The sequence below is a fragment of the Flagellimonas taeanensis genome (assembly GCF_003584105.1).
In the GTDB taxonomy this organism is placed as follows: domain Bacteria; phylum Bacteroidota; class Bacteroidia; order Flavobacteriales; family Flavobacteriaceae; genus Flagellimonas; species Flagellimonas taeanensis.
Genome location: NZ_QXFO01000011.1, coordinates 315,304 through 332,956 on the forward strand (window position 1 = coordinate 315,304; position 17,653 = coordinate 332,956).

Sequence of the window (17,653 nt, forward strand, 5' to 3'; positions counted from 1 at the left end):
CCCAATGGACGACAAAATAAAGACACTGCAGGAGAAAATGGCCCAAGCCCTTTTGGGAGGTGGGGAAAAACGAATTGAAAAGCAGCATCAAAAGAAAAAATTGACAGCACGTGAGCGGGTCCAATACTTTTTGGATGAAGGTTCCTTCGAAGAAATGGGAGCCTTGGTCACCCACCGCACCACTGATTTTGGGATGGACAAGGAGATTTACTACGGGGATGGGGTGGTGACAGGGTATGGTACCGTTAATGGAAGACTCGTGTATGTGTATGCCCAGGATTTTACGGTTTTTGGTGGTGCCTTGTCCGAGACCCATGCTGAAAAAATCTGTAAGGTGATGGACCTGGCCATGAAGGTAGGAGCGCCCATTGTGGGCTTGAACGATTCCGGGGGGGCGAGGATCCAAGAGGGGGTAAGGTCTTTGGGAGGCTATGCCGATATTTTTTACCGAAACGTGCAGGCTTCGGGCGTCATTCCGCAGATTTCGGCCATCATGGGCCCCTGTGCCGGGGGTGCAGTCTATTCCCCGGCCATGACGGATTTTATTGTGATGGTGGAGGAGACCAGTTACATGTTCGTCACAGGTCCGAATGTGGTGAAAACGGTGACCAACGAAGAGGTCACTTCCGAAGAATTGGGCGGGGCCAGCACACATGCGGCGAAGTCTGGCGTGGCACACCGGACAGCTTCCAACGATGCCACTTGTTTGGATGATATCAAACGATTGTTGGACTACCTGCCCCAGAACAATACCGAGCGTCCCAAGTTGAAACCGTATGAGCTTGGTGATGAGCTTCGGGAGCAACTTTCCACTATTGTGCCCGACAATCCCAACAAGCCGTACGATATGCACGATGTGATCCAGGGTATCATCGACAACGACACGTTCTATGAGATCCATAAGGACTTTGCGGAAAATATCATCACAGGTTTTGCCCGTTTGGGCGGGCGAAGTATTGGGGTCATTGCCAATCAACCTATGTTTTTGGCAGGGGTGTTGGATGTGAGGAGTTCGCAGAAAGCGGCCCGATTCACCCGTTTTTGTGATGCGTTCAACATTCCATTGCTTGTTTTGGTGGATGTCCCTGGATTTTTACCGGGAACGGACCAGGAGTGGAGCGGGATCATCATGCATGGGGCCAAATTGCTCTATGCCCTGAGTGAGGCGACTGTGCCACGGGTTACGGTGATTACCCGTAAAGCGTATGGCGGTGCCTACGATGTGATGAATTCCAAGCATATTGGGGCGGACTTTAATTTTGCATGGCCCAGTGCCGAGATTGCGGTAATGGGGGCCAAAGGAGCCAGTGAGATCATTTTTAGGCGCGAGATTACCGCTGCGGACGACCCAGTGGCCAAGTTAAAGGAGAAAGAGGGCGAATATGCCGAAAAATTCGCCAATCCCTATCGAGCTGCGGAACGCGGTTTTATTGATGAGGTCATCTTACCGAAGGATACAAGGCGCAAACTGTTGAAGGCCTATGCGATGTTGGAGAAGAAAGAAGTGCAGACCCCATGGAAGAAACATGGGAACATTCCGTTGTAGGTTTTGTGTCGGTTTGACACGAATTTCACCAATATAGTTGTGAGCTGTCAGGTCGAGCGCAGTTGAACCTTGACACCAAACTTAACGAAGATTTGGAGAAAGGGTGAAAATGTCCATAGACAAAACCTATATCAATATAACATTAAACCTTTCTTAAAAGCTTTATTGATCCATGGGCTATCCCTAATTTTGCGCCATGCAAAAAGAAACCCAAAAACCCCAATTTGAATTCGTGGCCATGATGGCCGCCTTGATGTCCATAGTCGCCCTGGCCATTGATGCCATTCTGCCCGCGATTTCAAACATCGGCATGGCCATCAATAGTCTGGATCCAACGGACAACCAATTGTTGGTCACCATGATTTTCTTGGGGCTAGGTGTGGGCCAATTGTTCTTTGGGCCCATATCCGATAGTTTTGGTAGAAAACCTGTGGTGTATGTTGGGTTCACCATTTTTTTGGTGGCCAGCATCATCTGTCTCTATGCCCCATCGTTGGAAGTCATGGTCGTTGGGAGGATTTTTCAGGGGATAGGGCTGTCCGCTCCCCGTACCATTTCCATTTCCATCATCCGCGATACGTATGAAGGCGATTATATGGCCAAGATCATGTCGTTTGTGGTGGCTTTCTTCATATTGGTGCCGGTAGTGGCCCCTGCCATAGGCAAATTGATTTTGGATGCCGCGGGATGGGAGGCCATTTTTTATGTGCAATTGTTCTTTGCGCTCATTGTCGCTATTTGGTTTTGGAAGCGACAGCCGGAGACGTTACACCCCGAATACAAGATTCCGTTCACGGGCCACGTATTTATCGATGGTCTGAAGGAATTTGTAAAGCATAGGGAAACGGTTGCCTTTACGTTGACTTCAGGATTGGTCACCGGGGCGTTTTTGGTCTATTTGAGTTCTGCCCAACATATTTTTGAGGACCAGTATGCGCTGAAGGAGATGTTCCCTTATATTTTTGCTGGCTTGGCCATTTCCATAGGACTTTCCACTTTTTTGAATGGTACCTTGGTTATGCGTTTCGGGATGCGAAAACTGTCCTTGATGGCCACCATCGTGTTCTGTTCGGTGGCCCTGCTGTATTCCTTTTTGTACTTGAATTCGCCCAATCCAAGCATCTATGTGTTGGTCGGTTTTCTGTCAGTGCAGTTCTTCTGTCTTGGGTTTATGTGGGGTAACTTCCGTTCCATTGCCATGGAGCCCATAGGTCATATAGCGGGAATAGGAGCGGCCATCAATGGTTTTGTGTCCACCCTGCTCTCCATTCCCATTGCGACTTTCATTGGGGAGTTTGTGAAAGATAGTGTATGGCCCCTTTTTGCAGGTTTGGCCATCTGTGGACTTTGTTCCCTTGCCATTTTCCTGATGGTGAGAAAGCCTAGACGAAAAAGACTGGCCGCCGCTTAACCTCGGTTGGGAAGGAAAACCTCCCCGCTGCAAGAATCGGATGTGGCACCGGTAACGGAGCGCAGCACGTTGGTGTGGCCTTCCAAACGAAGCACACCCATCAGTGCGAAGACCAGGGCTTCTTTGTACGCAATCAATGTTTTGCTCGGGACAACCACTTCGGTGTCGGAGCCCAACCTCTCTTGTAGCGTATCCACAAAGAATTGGTTGAGTGCCCCTCCACCGGTTGCCAGCAATTTGTTTTTGGATTTGCCTTGATGCTTATGGACCGAAATGGCAATCTGCTCGCAATTATGGTGGATAAAGGTGTGTAAAAGGTCTATTTCGGAACTTTCAGAAGCTTGGATCAAGGGAACAATCTCGCCAGTGAACCATTCGTAACCTGTGGATTTTGGGTAGGGAAGTTGATAATACGCCAAGGCGTTCAGTTGTTGTAAAAGACCGGGGTCCAATTTCCCGGAACGGGCCAATTTTCCATTTTCATCGTAGGCCAGACCCATTTTATGGGTAATATAATTCAAGGGCATGTTGGCCAAACCAATGTCATAGGCAATCCGTTCCCCATCCTTATCAAAGGAAATATTGCTGATTCCCCCCAAGTTCAGACAAAAATCATATTCATGGAACAACAGTTTATCGCCAATGGGGACCAATGGGGCGCCTTGACCCTTTAGGGACACATCTTTGGTCCTGAAGTCGCAGACCACTTTTTTACTACTGGTATCCGCCAATAATTGGCCATCGCCCAATTGAAAAGTGACACCATCATGTGGTCTGTGATGGGAGGTATGTCCATGACTGGCAATAAAATCGATATCCGAACCAAACGCTTCCATAAAATTTTTGGACTGTTTCCCCAACCAAATGCCATAATCCCTGTGCAACTGCGCATGGTCCTTTTCGGATAGGTAAATGGCATTTTTGAGTTGCTCCCTCATATCATCGGAGTAGGCAACATCCTTGGTGTGTTTGATGGTGAAGTTCCAATGCCCGTTTTCCTGCCAGATATGGCAAAGGGCCATGTCAAGGCCGTCCAAGGAGGTGCCCGACATCAACCCCAATACGTTATAACCGCTCATTGTTTTTTTAGTTTTAGGATCAAGGAAATGGGTTTTTCCTCATCATTCACTATTTCTGTAATGCAAATCTCGCTTCCTCCCAATTGATTCAGCACGGAGGTCCAATCTTCGAATGTACGTGCATACCACGAATGTCCATCCGTAAAATTGCCCGGCAACCCTTTCCATGAATCGGACAACCACTGGCTTTTGTAGGGCAGCCCGTTCTGTAGCAAAAAGAAAGGGTGGAGGGTCTGTATCACAAGGGTCCCTTTCGATGAAAGTTGTTGAAGTGTATTGGTCAATAGTTGGTGCAGTCTTTCCTTCAGGTAAAGGCAAAAATTGAACACAGCGGTATCAAATGGGGCATTGGGCATGGGTTTTCCATCGATGATGTTCTCATACGTAAATACATGGAAGTCTGCCTTGCTGTTTTTTCTGGCCTCGGTGATCAAACTTTCTATGGCGTCCAGTCCAGTGGCTTCCCATCCCATTTTCTCCATTTCGCGGGTAAGCCAACCTTCACCGCATCCAATGTCCACAATTTTGCTGCCCTTCAGTTCGCTGACGGCCTCCAATATGGCCACATTGGTAAATCTCCTTGACGGAATGCTATGGTTTTGGATGACCTTGACCCATTCGGAAGCATTTTTTTCCCACGACTTTAAGATGTCCTCGCTCATGCTTGAAACGTTTTTAGTTGGATGGGAAGCGTTCCCTTGGCCGAAATCGCTCCTTTGAAATGTTCGGCCGCTACTTCTTGGAATTCTGGAAAATCCTGATAGACCACCACCACATTGGAGGTCGGTTTCAATCCTAAAAGGTCTAAAACATAAGGGTTGCCGAAAAGGTAGATCAAGGTGTTGTTGTCATTGATCCACTTTTTGACGGTTTCCAATACATTTGTATCAAATCCAAACTGGTCCTTGGGTTTCACGGCAGGAGGAAATAGGGACAGGACCACATTTTTGGTCGCTTTGATTTTTTCGTTAATGATGTCCGTTTGCAAAGCAATATCCAAGGGTTCAACCCCAAATTCGTCTTCCAATTTTTGGGAAAAGATGTTTTCTTTCCCGTTGTTGCAGGATATGTTGAGGAATCCCTCTGCTTTGAATTTTTGGATGCAGCTCGGGTTTCCATAAAGCTCCGTGATACTTTTGAGGGCTATGTTGCGGTTCAAAATGGATGCGGAACCGTCATTGGGCGCGACTATCTCTTTTTCAGAGGCAAAGGCTTTTTTCTTCAAGCTCCACAACCGATCAAAACTTTCATCGATTCGCTCCTCAGTGGCCGTGTCCAGTATCAGTTGTATCCCTCCCGCAACATTTTCACTGAAACACAGTACGTCCATCCCTGCCTCAAAAGCTACCTGTTCCAACTTTCCTTTTTGGGGATATTTTTTGGAGACAGCGTGCATGTTGAGCGCATCTGAAATGATGACACCCTCAAAACCCATTTCTTTCCGCAGGAGACCCGTGATGATTTTTGATGAAGTGGTCGATGGATTTTGGTCGTCCAATTGGGGTAGGGACAAATGGCCCACCATTACGGAATCCACCCCTTTGTTGATGAGTTCCTGGAAAGGGAAGAGTTCGTTCTCCTTTAGCTCGGACAAAGATTTATCGATAACGGGCAGTCCCAAATGGGAATCGGTCGCCGTATCGCCGTGACCGGGAAAGTGCTTGATGGAGTTCAGTGTCCCGGTACTTTCCATTCCCCGAATGAAAGCTTCGGATTTGGTCAATACCTTTTCTTTGTTTTCCCCGAACGAACGGTAACCGATGACGGGGTTTTCAGGATTGTTGTTGATGTCCACTACTGGGGCAAGGTTCCACTGAATGCCAGCAGCCCTGCAATCCCATCCAATATGCTGTCCCACTTGTAGGATCAGGTTTTCATCCCCATTCAGTGCACCTAAAGTGATGGCGTACGGAAACTGTGGGGTATTCTCAATGCGCATGGCCAACCCCCATTCGGCATCAATGGCCACCAACAGGGGAATTTCTGAGGCTTTCTGATATCGGGCGATGAGTTCCTTTAGCCGGTCATGGCTTTTGGCATTGTGCACCACTTTTTTCTTCCCTTCAAAATTGGTGGCGGCACTGGCCCTACTGTGGAAAAAGCAGATGGACCCAACATGGTGTTCCTTGATGAGCCTTTCCATTTTCTGTACCTCTTCCTCGGTATCGTTGATGAAAACCGCAGGCATGAACAATTGCCCGACTTTTTGTCTTAGGGTCAATTCTTTCTTTGAAAGTGTATAGGTTGGATGGGTATCAGTCATTGGATTCAACAGTTTTTTTGCCGTAATCGGCAGGGTATTTCAAAAAGCGCAGTACCACAAATGCGGGCAGGGCGGCGATCACGACCCAGGTAAAGAAGCCGCCATATCCCAACCACTCCTGTATGTATCCGCTGAGCATGCCGGGGAGCATCATCCCGAGGGCCATGAATCCGGTTGCGATGGCATAGTGCGATGTTTTGGAGGCTCCTTCGGCCACGTAGATGAGGTACATCATAAATGCGGCAAACCCGAAACCATAACCAAATTGCTCGATCACCACGGTGCCCACTACGGCGAACATGCTGGTACTCTGTGTTATCGCCAAGAGGGCATACAGGGCATTGGGCAGGTTCAGGGCCAGCAACATGGGCAGCATCCATTTTTTTAGGCCATCCCGTGAGATTAGGATTCCGCCCAAGATTCCGCCAAGGGAGAGCATGATGATACCCACTGTACCGTAAATGGTGCCCACGGCTTCCGTGGAATAGGCAAGTCCGCCCACCTCGAGCTTGTCCAAAAGGAACGGCGAGGCCATTTTTACCAATTGGGATTCGCCCAAGCGGTAGGTGAGGATGAACAGGAGTGCCCAACCTATCTGTTTTTTCTTGAAAAAGGAGGCGAACACCTCAAAAAAGCCCATTTGTTTTTCTTTGGGTTGAGGTGCTGTTTCTTCAAACTTGGGCGTGGCAAAAAAGTTGGAAATGGTGAGGGCGATCATCAAAACGGCGGCACTGATCATGGTGATGGACCACGCTTTGGTGTTGTCCCCATATGTGTTCTCCAAAAATCCAGCGAAAATGACCAATAGCCCTTGCCCGGTCACCATGGCCAATCGGTAAAAGGTGCTGCGGAGTCCAATGAAAAATGATTGTTTTTTCTGGGTGAGACCGATCATGTAGTAACCATCCGATGCAATATCATTGGTGGCGGATGCGAAGGCAGCCATCCAGAAAAACGCCAAGGTGATGGTGAAAAAGGAATTGGAGGGCAGGAACAGCCCGATTCCCAAAAATGCGAGGGCAATGACCAATTGCATGCCCAGGAACCATTTTCGCTTGGTGCCGTTGAGGTCCACAATGGGGCTCCACAACGGTTTGATGACCCAAGGCAAATAGAGCCAACTGGTGTACAGTCCTATTTCGGCATTGCCGATGCCCAACCGCTTGTACATGATGACGGAGACCGTGACCACGAGAATGTATGGAATCCCTTGGGTAAAATATAGAAAGGGAATCCACAGCCAGGCGTTTTTGTCTTTGGGGGCTACATTCATTTGCGGTGCTTTAATAGGTTCTGGTAGATGCTTTTTTCCGATTTCTCGATGATGGTGGCACCTACGGTTTTTTCGTAATAGCTGGCAGGACCGACCCCTCCGATGACGGCGTAGGCATATCCCATTTCCTTCAGTGCGAGCAAGGATTTTACCAACAGGATCTTGCCCAAGTTTTTGCCCCTCTCGCTGGGAAGAACTCCCGTAGGGCCAAAAAAGTTTTTTGCCGTGCTCTCAAAACAGGCAAAACCCAGAATTTCCTGTTCCCGTTGGGCAATGAAACAATTTACGGGCAAGGCCGAGAAGGCAGCCTCGGTCTCATCGGCCCAGTTTGTGCTAAAATGCTGACCGACCCAATCCACAACAATGCTTTTTTCGGGAGGGATGGGCCTTTTAAAAAAGATACCCTCTTTCTCGAAAAGCGCTTTTTCCGCTGTGGAGATGTCGGGGAGGTCCATAAGTCGAACAAGCATGTCGTACATATCGGGCTATTTGATGTTCAGGGGTTGCATGGCACTTTGGTTGCCAAAGGCATCACTTATATTTATCTCGAGTTCACCTCGGAGCTGCTTTGGCGATAGGTTGAATTGAAAACAACCTTCCACATCACTTTCTGAAAGATATTCTTTTCCAAGAAGCTGTGCTTTTCCATTTTTCACAAGGTAAAGGTTCAGAAAACGAGGAATTTGGTCCACATGGCTGATGCAAATCTCCACGGATTGCCCTGTGTTTTCCAAAGAAACGATTGCAGGCAACTGTATATCTCTTGCCTTCTGGTTGATGGGACCGGGATTTTTAGCGGGCAACCGATAAAATTTCTTTTCCAGTTTGGTGTTGACCTTTTCGTGCTGGCCCATCAATGATTTGGCACTGAAGAAGATATTGCCATCAATATTTTCCAGATTACGTGCAAGTTTTAATTGCTTTGGAATTTCGTTTTTCTTGCTCCAAGCCTTATCAGCATTGTTGTTGATTTTATAAGTGCCATTGCCCATGTACAGGTTGGTATTGGGGGTGGCATTGGCCCACCAAGAAGCGATTTTTTTGTGTGAAGCTACCGGATAATCCATGCTCCAATAGGCTTGTGGGGCCAAATAGTCCAGCCAACCTTCCTGCACCCAGAGCACGGGGTCTGCATACAGGTCCTCGTAGGTGGTCTGTCCGGCTTGGGTATCCGAGCCCTTTGGGTCGGTGCTTTTGTTTTTCCATACCCCGAACGGACTGATGCCGAACTGTACCCAAGGTTTGTTCTTTTTGATGGTGGCGTGTACGTTTTTCACGAGGGAATCCACATTGCTTCGTCGCCAATCTTCCAAGGATTGTCCGGGCAATCCGTATTTGGAAAAAGTTGCTGCATCCCCAAATGTTTCCCCCTCGATTTTATAGGGATAGAAATAATCATCGAAATGGATGGCGTCCAGCTCGTAGGTGGTGACCAATTCTTCAATAATCTGGTTGAATTTGTCCCGCACTTCGGGGAGGCCGGGATCATAGTAGTATTTTTTGCCGTACTTGAGCATCCAGTCGGGATGTTGGTAAAAGTCATGGGATTTGGAAAGGGCCAGGGTGTCCAAATCAAATGTGGCGCGATAGGGATTGAGCCAAGCGTGGAATTCCATCCCTCGTTTGTGGGTTTCCTTGATCATCCATTGGAGCGGTTCTTCAAAACCTTCGGGCGCGTTTCCTTGTTGGCCCGATAGGTATTTGGACCATGGGGCCAATTGGGTAGGGTAGAGGGCATCCCCAGCTGTCCTCACTTGCACAATGGCCGCATTGAAGTTCAACTTTTCGTAAAAGTCAAGTATGGCAATGAAGTCCTTCTTTTTCTTTTCAGCATCATCGGAAGGATGCTTCGGCCAATCGATGTTGGCCACAGTGGCTATCCATACTCCCCTGAATTCCTCCTTGGGTGCTTTGGAAACCGCACAGGAAATCAGAAAAGCAAAAGGGATCAGATAGAGGAATCTTTTCATGAAATGGAATAAAAAAGGCCTACGTATGCACTAAATGTAGGCCTTTTTGCTAAAATTGAATTAAACAACTAACAACTCAAATGAATTTTCATCATATGGCCGGATCAGGAGGAGTGTTCGTATTGTTGTCCCTTTCCGTCAAAGGATATGGATAAAAGTTCCTGTTCCGTTCTTCATCGAAATTTTGTACTGTTGGGGTTGGCTCAGGCCTTCCAAACCTTCTACTGTCCTCGAGACTACCTCCGGTGAGGAACAATTCGGCCCTTCTGTTTTTGTAGACTTCATCCAGCAAGGCATCCACAGATGTATCTCCACTATAGGCAGCCACATTGGCGTTTACACCGAAGATATCGTCATTGTCCGTAAGTACCAGGTTCAAGGCCGCAATTGCCGCACCTGTATCTGGGGAAGCTTTTCTTAGGTTGGCCTCTGCAATGATGAGGTTCATTTCATCTGGTAAATAGACTGGGATTGCTTCCGAGCCATTTTCACCATCAAAGAAACCTGCCAGGTCCTCGATGGGCAATAGGTTAAGGTTCAATTCATCCAAAGGGATCAAATAGAAGGCCAATCGGCCATCGGCATCGTCAAATACGAAGCTTTCCGGTAGACCAAAATTATCCCTTGGTTTGAAGTTGTCCACGCCATTTTGATAGACCCTGGCCCAAACGGGGTTCAGGTTCTGGGAATCGTATGAGAAAACAGAGCCAGAGGTCTGGTCCACAGAGGATGCAGCTGCAATGGCAGCATCATAATTACCGGCATAGAGATTGAATCTGGCCAGCATTGCACCAATGGTATTTTCCAAATCTATCTGACCTCTCAATATTTCCGCTTCAAATTCGGCAGAAATGGGTGTCGCCGCTAGAAGTGTTTGTGCCTCGGTCAGCAAGCTAACAGCGGTATTGAAGCCTTCGATCCTGCTTACAAAAGGAGGGTTGTCATCTGAAGTGGCAACGATCACTTGTTCGTAGTTTTGGGCCATGGCCCCGATACTCATGGCATGGAACAATTTGGCGAAAGCAACAAGGCCACTTCGCGTTCCTGCCTCTATTTCCAAGCTTTCGGCCTCGGTGGCAATATTCTCGGCAATACCGATTACCCTCAACATAGTGGCCCAAAGCCCTTCTATGTTTGAGGTGTTGTTTGGGATATCCCCGCCATTTTCAAGGTCTATCAAGTTTTGGAAAGTACTGGTGATGCCAACCTCCCTTGTGGTGATGGCAGGGGTCTCTATCATCCATCGCATACCTGTTGTGGAATAGAGTTCCTGCATACCTATCGAGGCGGCCAAAATACCTTCCCTTGAAGCGTAAACTTGGTCGGCTGAAGCTGCGTTCGGATTTTCAAAGTCTGTTTCGCACGATGTGACCGCCAACATGGACGTTAGCAGGAACATCAGTTTTAATGTATTGTATCTATAAATTTTCATTGTCAATTTTTTTTAGGATTAGAAACTAACGTTTACGCCCAATTGATAGGTCCTTGGGATAGGTACTGTGGCAAAATCGAATCCACGTACTCCATTACTCTGTCCTGCTGCACTTACTTCTGGATCCCATCCGGAGTAATCGTCCCAAGAAATCAAGTTTCTGCCCACTAGACTGAACCTTACATTGTCTATATGCTCCCATTTGGGTTTGAAGGTATAGCTCAATGCCACTTCCCTTAGTTTTACAAAAGATCCATCCTCTACAAATTCCTCAAAAATACTCGCTTGTGCACTTCCATAGCCCTTGGGTCTGTTGCCCAAAAGTTCCTGTCCTACATTGTAACCACCACCAAAGACAACGTTGTCCAGCAATCTTCTGTTCCAGTTGAAGACATCGTAGCCTTGGACGGCATCGAACTGTACCCTTAGGCCAAAGTCTTTGTAGGTAAACTCGTTGATCAACGATCCGAACCAATCTGGGTTGGGATCACCTATGACTTTGGAGCGCTCACCTTCCTCAGTTTGCCCTCTGTAGGGATATCCTGCATCATCAAGGGCTATGGATCCATCTTCGTTTCTGGCATAGAATCCATGGTAGAAAACCCCAAGCGGTTGACCTTCAATTACATAATTGGTGGAAAAGCTGCCGGGAAGTGCAATTCTACCGCCGCCGGCCACATTGGTCACTTCGTTTTTGTTCTTTGAGAAGGTGGCCGTAAGGTCCCAGTTAAAGTCTTTGGTCTTGATCGGGGCTCCTCTCAGCAATACTTCCACACCAGTGTTCTCCAGATTTCCGACATTTTCGAATCGTGAGCTGAAACCGCTGGATGGCGCCAATACCCTTTGCAATAAGAGATCGGTGACTTTTTGTTTGTAGTAAGAAAATTCAATACCGATTCTATTGTTCAATAGTCCTGCGTCAAAACCAAGTTCTGTTTCATCCTGTCGTTCTGGCTTAAGGCTTTCATTGCCCAATTGGGTGCTTGGAATCAAACTTACGGAACCGGTCAGGGCGGATGGGTTGTAGTTGGAGAATCTTGCATAGGCACTCAAGGCGGTCAAGTTGCCTGCCTGGCCCCAAGAAGCCCGAAGCTTGAACAGGTTGAAAGTATCGCCAAAAGTGTTTTTCCAAAAATCCTCATCAGACATTACATAGGAAGCACTAGCCTTAAAGTACAACTGGTTACGCTCGTCCTCACCAAAGGTGGATGCACCATCCATACGTACGGCCCCGTTCACGTAGATTTTGTCATTGAAACCAAATGATTGTTGGAAGAAAGCGCCCCAATAGGATATTTGGGAACGGTTTTCCCCTTGCTCCAAGATGCTTCCACCAGTTGCGGTCTCCACCACGGGAGGCAAGCCTGTTGCATTGATACCTATGTTCTCACGTTCTTCATACTGCCAGGATCCACCCAAGGTTGATGTCGAGGAGATGGATGAGGTAATATCTGTTTTATATGTGAAATTTAGGTCTGAGTTGTATTGGAAGCTGTTCAGGTCCGATCTTCTGGCATACCCATCAGGATTAGGGGAGGTGTTGTTGATCGGGATATAGGCAGTAGCCGATTGGTTGTAATAGTCCAATCCCAAGGTATATTTAGCGCTCAATTTCTCAGTGAAATTTGCGTCAAGTGCCACACTTGTGATAAAACGGTTGGTCTTTTGGGCAAAATCAAAGCGGGCCACAGCCTCAGCAGGGTTTGTTCTTGGCACTGCGGGGGAGGTGACGGGATATACCCCTGATTCGTCTGGAGATGGGTCGATGGAGTTGTCACTGAACACAAAGCCCGTGATGGCACCATATGCACTGTTGATCCCTCCATTGGGCATGTCATCGCTGACACTTCTGATGTAATTGAAACCACCTGTGATATCCAACCAATCAAAGGCCTTTTGGGTAAGATTGGCCTTGAAGCCGTACCGCTTAAAATTGGTGTTCTTTATGATACCATCATTGTCCAAATGGGAAGCGGACAGATAATAGGATGTTTTCTCTGTTCCGCCAGTCATGGAGAAATAGTTTTCAATCCCAAAACCAGATTCGAACATTTCATCCTGAAGGTCATAGCGATCTACTTCGACTGTCGTAAGGTCCGATCGGTTGGAAGGCACGGCCCAGGCCAAGGGGACCTGGTTGTAATCAATTTTCTTGCGAAGTTCATTTATCCTGGTATTGGTCATGAACGTAAACTTGGGCTCGCCGCTTCTTCCTTGTTTGGTGAAAATCTGGACAACACCGTTGCTCGCCCTAGATCCGTAAATGGCAGCAGCAGCAGCTCCTTTGATGATCTCTATCTTCTCGATGTCGTTGGGGTTGATGTCCGCCAAGCGGTTCTGTGCATTCCCCCCAAGGTCCACGAGCTCGTTGCTCGAGTTGCTGATGATGATCCCATCCACGATGTAAAGAGGATCCGAGCTACCTGCAATGGTACTTGGTCCACGAAGACGAATACTGATACCGCCTGCGGGATCACCTGAGTTTTGTTGTACCAGGGCTCCGGTGACTTTACCGGCAATGGCCTGGTCTATCTGTGTAGCGCCATTGTCCACTAACTCTTCGGCTTTTACCGAGGATATGGCATTACCCAAGGTCCTTTTGTTGGCTCCTGCCCCCGTACCCGTGACAACTACCTCGTCAAGGCTCAATAAATCCTCGGCAAGATTGGCATCGGTAGTGATCGAGGAACTTCCGCCCGCGGTGACTGCGATTCGCTGTGTGGAAAACCCCAGTGAACTGATTGCCAACGTGTAAGAGTCTGATTCCAAAGTGGCGGAAAAGCTATAATTTCCGTCAAAATCGGTGACGGAACCATAAGATGTGTTCTCAATGAACACTGAAGCACCAGCAAGTGGCACTCCTGTGCCACTTTCAGTAACGGTCCCCGAAAAGGTGTATTGGCTCTGGGCGAAGGCTGAAAGCGCAGACGCCAAGAAGACAATTAAAACCAGTCGGGACCTCATCTGTCCTAAATAGTCATGTAGTTTTCGCATAAATTTGAGTAGTTTAATTAGAGTTAAAAGTGATAGCGCACAAAGCCTTCCATGGCTTCATATTCGGCCATGCCCAGTGCGTTATATCGGTTTGCGGTTTCCTTGTTTCTTTGTTCGGCACGTTGCCAAAATTCCCGTTCATCATTGCCAGGGAACATGGCACTGTCCTTTTGGGACTGGTGCTTGAATATTGCAGTGATCTTCCTTGCCATGTCCTTGGGCCCAATCGGGATGGCCATCTCCATATCGGCGATGTCCCATTCTTGCCATGCACCCCTATATAGCCATACATAGCAGTTTCTGATCCACTCCGCACGGTCGTCCACCAGTTTTTGAATGGCCTTGAATATGATATCGAGGCATACCCTGTGGGTGCCATGTGGGTCGGAAAGATCTCCTGCGGCAAAAATTTGATGCGGCTTTAATTTGTTGAGCAAGTCGTAAGTGATCTGCACATCTTCATCGGAAAGCGGTTTCTTTCTGACGGCTCCTGTTTCATAGAACGGAAGGTTCTGGAAATGGGCATTCGCCTCGGGTACACCACAATACCTGCAGGCGGCCAAGGCTTCTCCTTTTCTGATCAGACCTTTGAACTGCTGTACCTCCGGACTATCCACTTGCCCGGGCTTTTTATTAGCGAGAAACTCTCGTACCTCCTTGAATTTTTTTCTCAGCTCCTTGTTGTCCTTTTGAACATCTGTGGCAAAATCGAGGAAACGTATCACCTCATCATCAAAAACAGCAATATTTCCAGAAGTTTGATAGGCTACGTGCACATGATGCCCCTGATCTACCAAGCGCAGTAGTGTTCCGCCCATGGAAATGACGTCATCATCTGGGTGTGGGCTGAAGATAAGCGATGTTTTTGGGTACGGTTCGGCCCTTTCGGGTCGCTGGCTGTCATCTGCGTTGGGTTTTCCCCCAGGCCATCCCGTGATGGTATGCTGCAACTGGTTGAACACTTTCAGGTTGATCTGTTCCGCGGAACCTATTTCCGCAATGAGGTTGCCCATCCCATATTCGTTATAATCCTCGTTGGTCAGTTTCAAAATGGCTTTTCCCAGTTTTTCGGAAAGCCATATGGTAGCCGTTTTGATGAGTCTGTCGTCCCATTCGCACTCGGTGACCAGCCAAGGGGTCTTTATCCTGGTCAGGGAAGAGGCTGCCGCACTGTCCAATACAAAATCACAATTTTCGTGATGTTGTAGGAAGGTTGCCGGAACGGATTCCTTTATTTTGCCTTCCACGGCCTGTTGTATGATGTTGGATTTTCCTTCGCCCCAGGCCATCAAAATGATTTTTCTGGCCCCCATAATGGTTCCCACGCCCATGGTGATGGCCCTTTTGGGTACATTTTCCTCCCCAAAGAAATCACTGGCGGCATCCAACCTTGTTACCCGATCTAAGCGGATTAAGCGGGTTTTGCTATTGAGCGTGGATCCAGGTTCATTAAAACCTATGTGTCCTGTGCGTCCTATGCCCAAAATTTGGATATCCAGCCCTCCAACGTTCTTTATTTTTTCTTCGTAATCCTCACAATATTTCCTGACCTCTTCCATACCAAGGTCACCATTGGGGATGTGGATGTTGTCCGGTTCAATGTCGATATGATCGAAAAGGTGTTCCTTCATGAACCTTACATAACTGTGTATGGAACCTGGTTCCATGGGGAAATATTCATCCAGATTGAAAGTGATCACATTCTTGAAGCTCAATCTCCCTTCCTTATGGAACTGGACCAGATATTCATAAACCTTTATGGGCGTGGAACCTGTGGCAAGACCCAAAACGGCTTTTTTTCCTTCTTCCTGTTTCAGTTTGATAAGGCTTGCAATTTCATTGGCCACCGACAAAGATGCAGTGTTCGAATCCCGATGTATGATCGTATGGATTTTCTCGAATCTTAATTCTTCTTGATAAGGTTGGTGCATATCTGGTAATCGTAGAGTGTTCTGGCAAAAAGACGAAACTTTTTCTCAAATATATGCAAAAACATGCAAGATTTGCCAAATATTGCTGTTATTTATAGATATAGTTCCAAAATCTGCATAGTTTTGCAGTATTTTGCTGATATTGGTAATCTTTTTAGGATTTATTTAACTTTACCTACTGTATATGTTGAAAGAAGAAAGGCATCAGTTTATCCTCAATGAGGTTGGGGTTCACAATAGGGTATTGTTGACAGACATAGCCAATCTGCTCAATGTTTCTGTGGATACCATACGAAGGGACATAAAGGAACTGCACAATGCCAAGCAGCTGAAGAAAGTACACGGAGGAGCAATTTCTTTGGGTTTCAACAATTATAACCCCACTGGAAAAAAAATCTACTCTCTTGAAAAAAAATCTTTGATAGCAGAAAAAGCCTTGGGACTCATCAAAGAAGGGCAGGTGATTTTGCTGAGTGGGGGTACCACCAATTTGGAACTGGCAAGACGTTTGCCCTCAAAGATGGAATTGACCTGTTTTACCCCAAGTCTACCCGTGGCTGTGCAATTGCTGGGAAAAAGTAACATAGAGGTGATATTCATCGGGGGAAGGCTGTCACAGGATTCCCAAATAGCAATTGGGGGGAGTGCCATCAACATGCTGTCCGACATCAAAGTGGATATTTGTTTCTTAGGTACGAACTCCATCCATCCAACGGAAGGACTGACGGAATTTGATTGGGAAATCGTACAAATGAAAAAAGCCATGATCCATAGTGCCCGTAAGGTAGTATCGCCTTGCATATCGGAAAAAATCGGTTCATTGCAGCGGTACAGGATATGTGGTGTGGAAGAAATCGATGCCCTGATAACGGAATTGGAACCATGGGACAGCAAACTTGATGCATTTAAGAATATGAACATACAATTATTGTAATAGTGATAGAAAAGCACATAAAGATTACCGAGGAACCGTCTTTGTACGACCGATTGGATGAAATGAAGACTTTGGACATTGTGGCCAATATAAACAATGAGGACAAGAAAGTAGCGGATGCCGTGGAATTGGTTTTGCCCCAAGTGGCCCAAGTCGTAGATGAGACCGCAAAGCGTTTTGAAAAAGGGGGTAGACTGTTCTATATCGGTGCCGGCACCAGTGGACGGTTGGGAATCCTTGATGCTTCCGAAATACCGCCTACTTTTGGAATGCCCTATGACAGGGTCATCGGTCTCATCGCAGGAGGGGACAGTGCCATACGCAAGGCCGTTGAATTTGCCGAGGACGATATGGAGCAAGCTTGGAAAGACCTTCAGGAATATAACATTACCAAAAACGATGTCCTGATCGGTATAGCGGCTTCAGGGACAACTCCTTATGTGTTGGGAGGTATTGCCGATGCAAAAAAGCATGGAATCTTGACCGTGGGCATCACCAACAATCCAGGATCGCCTTTGGCAACGGATACGGACATTCCGATAGAGGTTAATGTGGGCCCTGAATTTTTGACCGGAAGCACCCGAATGAAAAGCGGGACCAGCCAGAAGTTGGTACTCAATATGATTTCCACGGCGCTGATGATACGCATTGGTCGTGTAAAGGGCAATAAAATGGTGAACATGCAGCTCAGTAACACCAAATTGGTAGACCGCGGAACCCGCTATATTATGGAAGAGCTGGGGCTGAACTATGACGAAGCTGAGAAGGCATTGATAAAGTACGGTTCCGTAAAACGGGCCATAGATGCATTGAAATAGGG

General features: G+C 47.3%; 13 protein-coding genes. 4 read left to right on the top strand and 9 right to left on the bottom strand.

Annotation, left to right across the window (positions count from 1 at the left end; all coding sequences use genetic code 11):
• Nucleotides 1-4 precede the first annotated feature (4 nt).
• A complete protein-coding gene (locus D2V93_RS06320; protein ID WP_119618859.1) occupies nucleotides 5-1,546 on the top strand; it encodes an acyl-CoA carboxylase subunit beta in 1,542 nt (513 codons plus the stop codon).
• A gap of 196 nt (nucleotides 1,547-1,742) precedes the next feature.
• Nucleotides 1,743-2,957 (top strand): multidrug effflux MFS transporter, encoded by a 1,215-nt coding sequence (locus D2V93_RS06325; RefSeq protein WP_119618829.1) that lies wholly within the window; start codon nucleotides 1,743-1,745, stop codon nucleotides 2,955-2,957.
• Here the strand turns inward: D2V93_RS06325 and D2V93_RS06330 are convergent.
• The 9 genes from D2V93_RS06330 to nagB form a co-directional block, all read right to left on the bottom strand.
• Nucleotides 2,954-4,036 carry an anhydro-N-acetylmuramic acid kinase gene (locus tag D2V93_RS06330; RefSeq protein WP_119618830.1) on the bottom strand — a complete coding sequence of 361 codons (1,083 nt, stop codon included), beginning with the start codon at nucleotides 4,034-4,036 and terminating at the stop codon, nucleotides 2,954-2,956. The two genes, D2V93_RS06325 and D2V93_RS06330, sit on opposite strands and share 4 nt — an antisense overlap.
• The gene (locus tag D2V93_RS06335) at nucleotides 4,033-4,698 is read right to left on the bottom strand and encodes a class I SAM-dependent methyltransferase (RefSeq protein WP_119618831.1); all 666 of its coding nucleotides are present in this window, start codon (nucleotides 4,696-4,698) and stop codon (nucleotides 4,033-4,035) included. The genes D2V93_RS06330 and D2V93_RS06335 overlap by 4 nt, the downstream gene beginning before the upstream one ends.
• A complete protein-coding gene (locus D2V93_RS06340; protein WP_119618832.1) occupies nucleotides 4,695-6,299 on the bottom strand; it encodes a glycoside hydrolase family 3 protein in 1,605 nt (534 codons plus the stop codon). The genes D2V93_RS06335 and D2V93_RS06340 overlap by 4 nt, the downstream gene beginning before the upstream one ends.
• Nucleotides 6,292-7,572 (bottom strand): MFS transporter, encoded by a 1,281-nt coding sequence (locus D2V93_RS06345; RefSeq protein ID WP_119618833.1) that lies wholly within the window; start codon nucleotides 7,570-7,572, stop codon nucleotides 6,292-6,294. The genes D2V93_RS06340 and D2V93_RS06345 overlap by 8 nt, the downstream gene beginning before the upstream one ends.
• Nucleotides 7,569-8,051, bottom strand: coding sequence for a GNAT family N-acetyltransferase (locus D2V93_RS06350; protein WP_119618834.1), 483 nt, complete (start codon nucleotides 8,049-8,051; stop codon nucleotides 7,569-7,571). Before D2V93_RS06350 ends, D2V93_RS06345 begins: the two co-directional genes overlap by 4 nt.
• 6 nt (nucleotides 8,052-8,057) lie before the next feature.
• The gene (locus tag D2V93_RS06355) at nucleotides 8,058-9,542 is read right to left on the bottom strand and encodes a glycoside hydrolase family 10-like protein (RefSeq protein WP_119618835.1); all 1,485 of its coding nucleotides are present in this window, start codon (nucleotides 9,540-9,542) and stop codon (nucleotides 8,058-8,060) included.
• A gap of 91 nt (nucleotides 9,543-9,633) precedes the next feature.
• The gene (locus tag D2V93_RS06360) at nucleotides 9,634-10,974 is read right to left on the bottom strand and encodes a RagB/SusD family nutrient uptake outer membrane protein (RefSeq protein WP_072877608.1); all 1,341 of its coding nucleotides are present in this window, start codon (nucleotides 10,972-10,974) and stop codon (nucleotides 9,634-9,636) included.
• An 18-nt stretch (nucleotides 10,975-10,992) separates the two neighbouring features.
• Nucleotides 10,993-13,968, bottom strand: a complete 2,976-nt coding sequence (locus tag D2V93_RS06365) for a SusC/RagA family TonB-linked outer membrane protein (RefSeq protein WP_119618836.1) — start codon at nucleotides 13,966-13,968, stop codon at nucleotides 10,993-10,995.
• Between the two features lie 23 nt (nucleotides 13,969-13,991).
• Nucleotides 13,992-15,899, bottom strand: a complete 1,908-nt coding sequence (gene nagB, locus D2V93_RS06370; protein ID WP_119618837.1) for a glucosamine-6-phosphate deaminase — start codon at nucleotides 15,897-15,899, stop codon at nucleotides 13,992-13,994.
• 184 nt (nucleotides 15,900-16,083) lie between these two features.
• Between nagB and D2V93_RS06375 the strand changes: the two genes are divergently transcribed.
• Nucleotides 16,084-16,833, top strand: coding sequence for a DeoR/GlpR family DNA-binding transcription regulator (locus tag D2V93_RS06375; protein WP_072877614.1), 750 nt, complete (start codon nucleotides 16,084-16,086; stop codon nucleotides 16,831-16,833).
• Between the two features lie 5 nt (nucleotides 16,834-16,838).
• On the top strand, nucleotides 16,839-17,651 hold the full coding sequence (murQ, locus tag D2V93_RS06380; RefSeq protein ID WP_119618860.1) for an N-acetylmuramic acid 6-phosphate etherase: 813 nt from the start codon (nucleotides 16,839-16,841) through the stop codon (nucleotides 17,649-17,651).
• The last annotated feature ends 2 nt before the right edge of the window (nucleotides 17,652-17,653 follow it).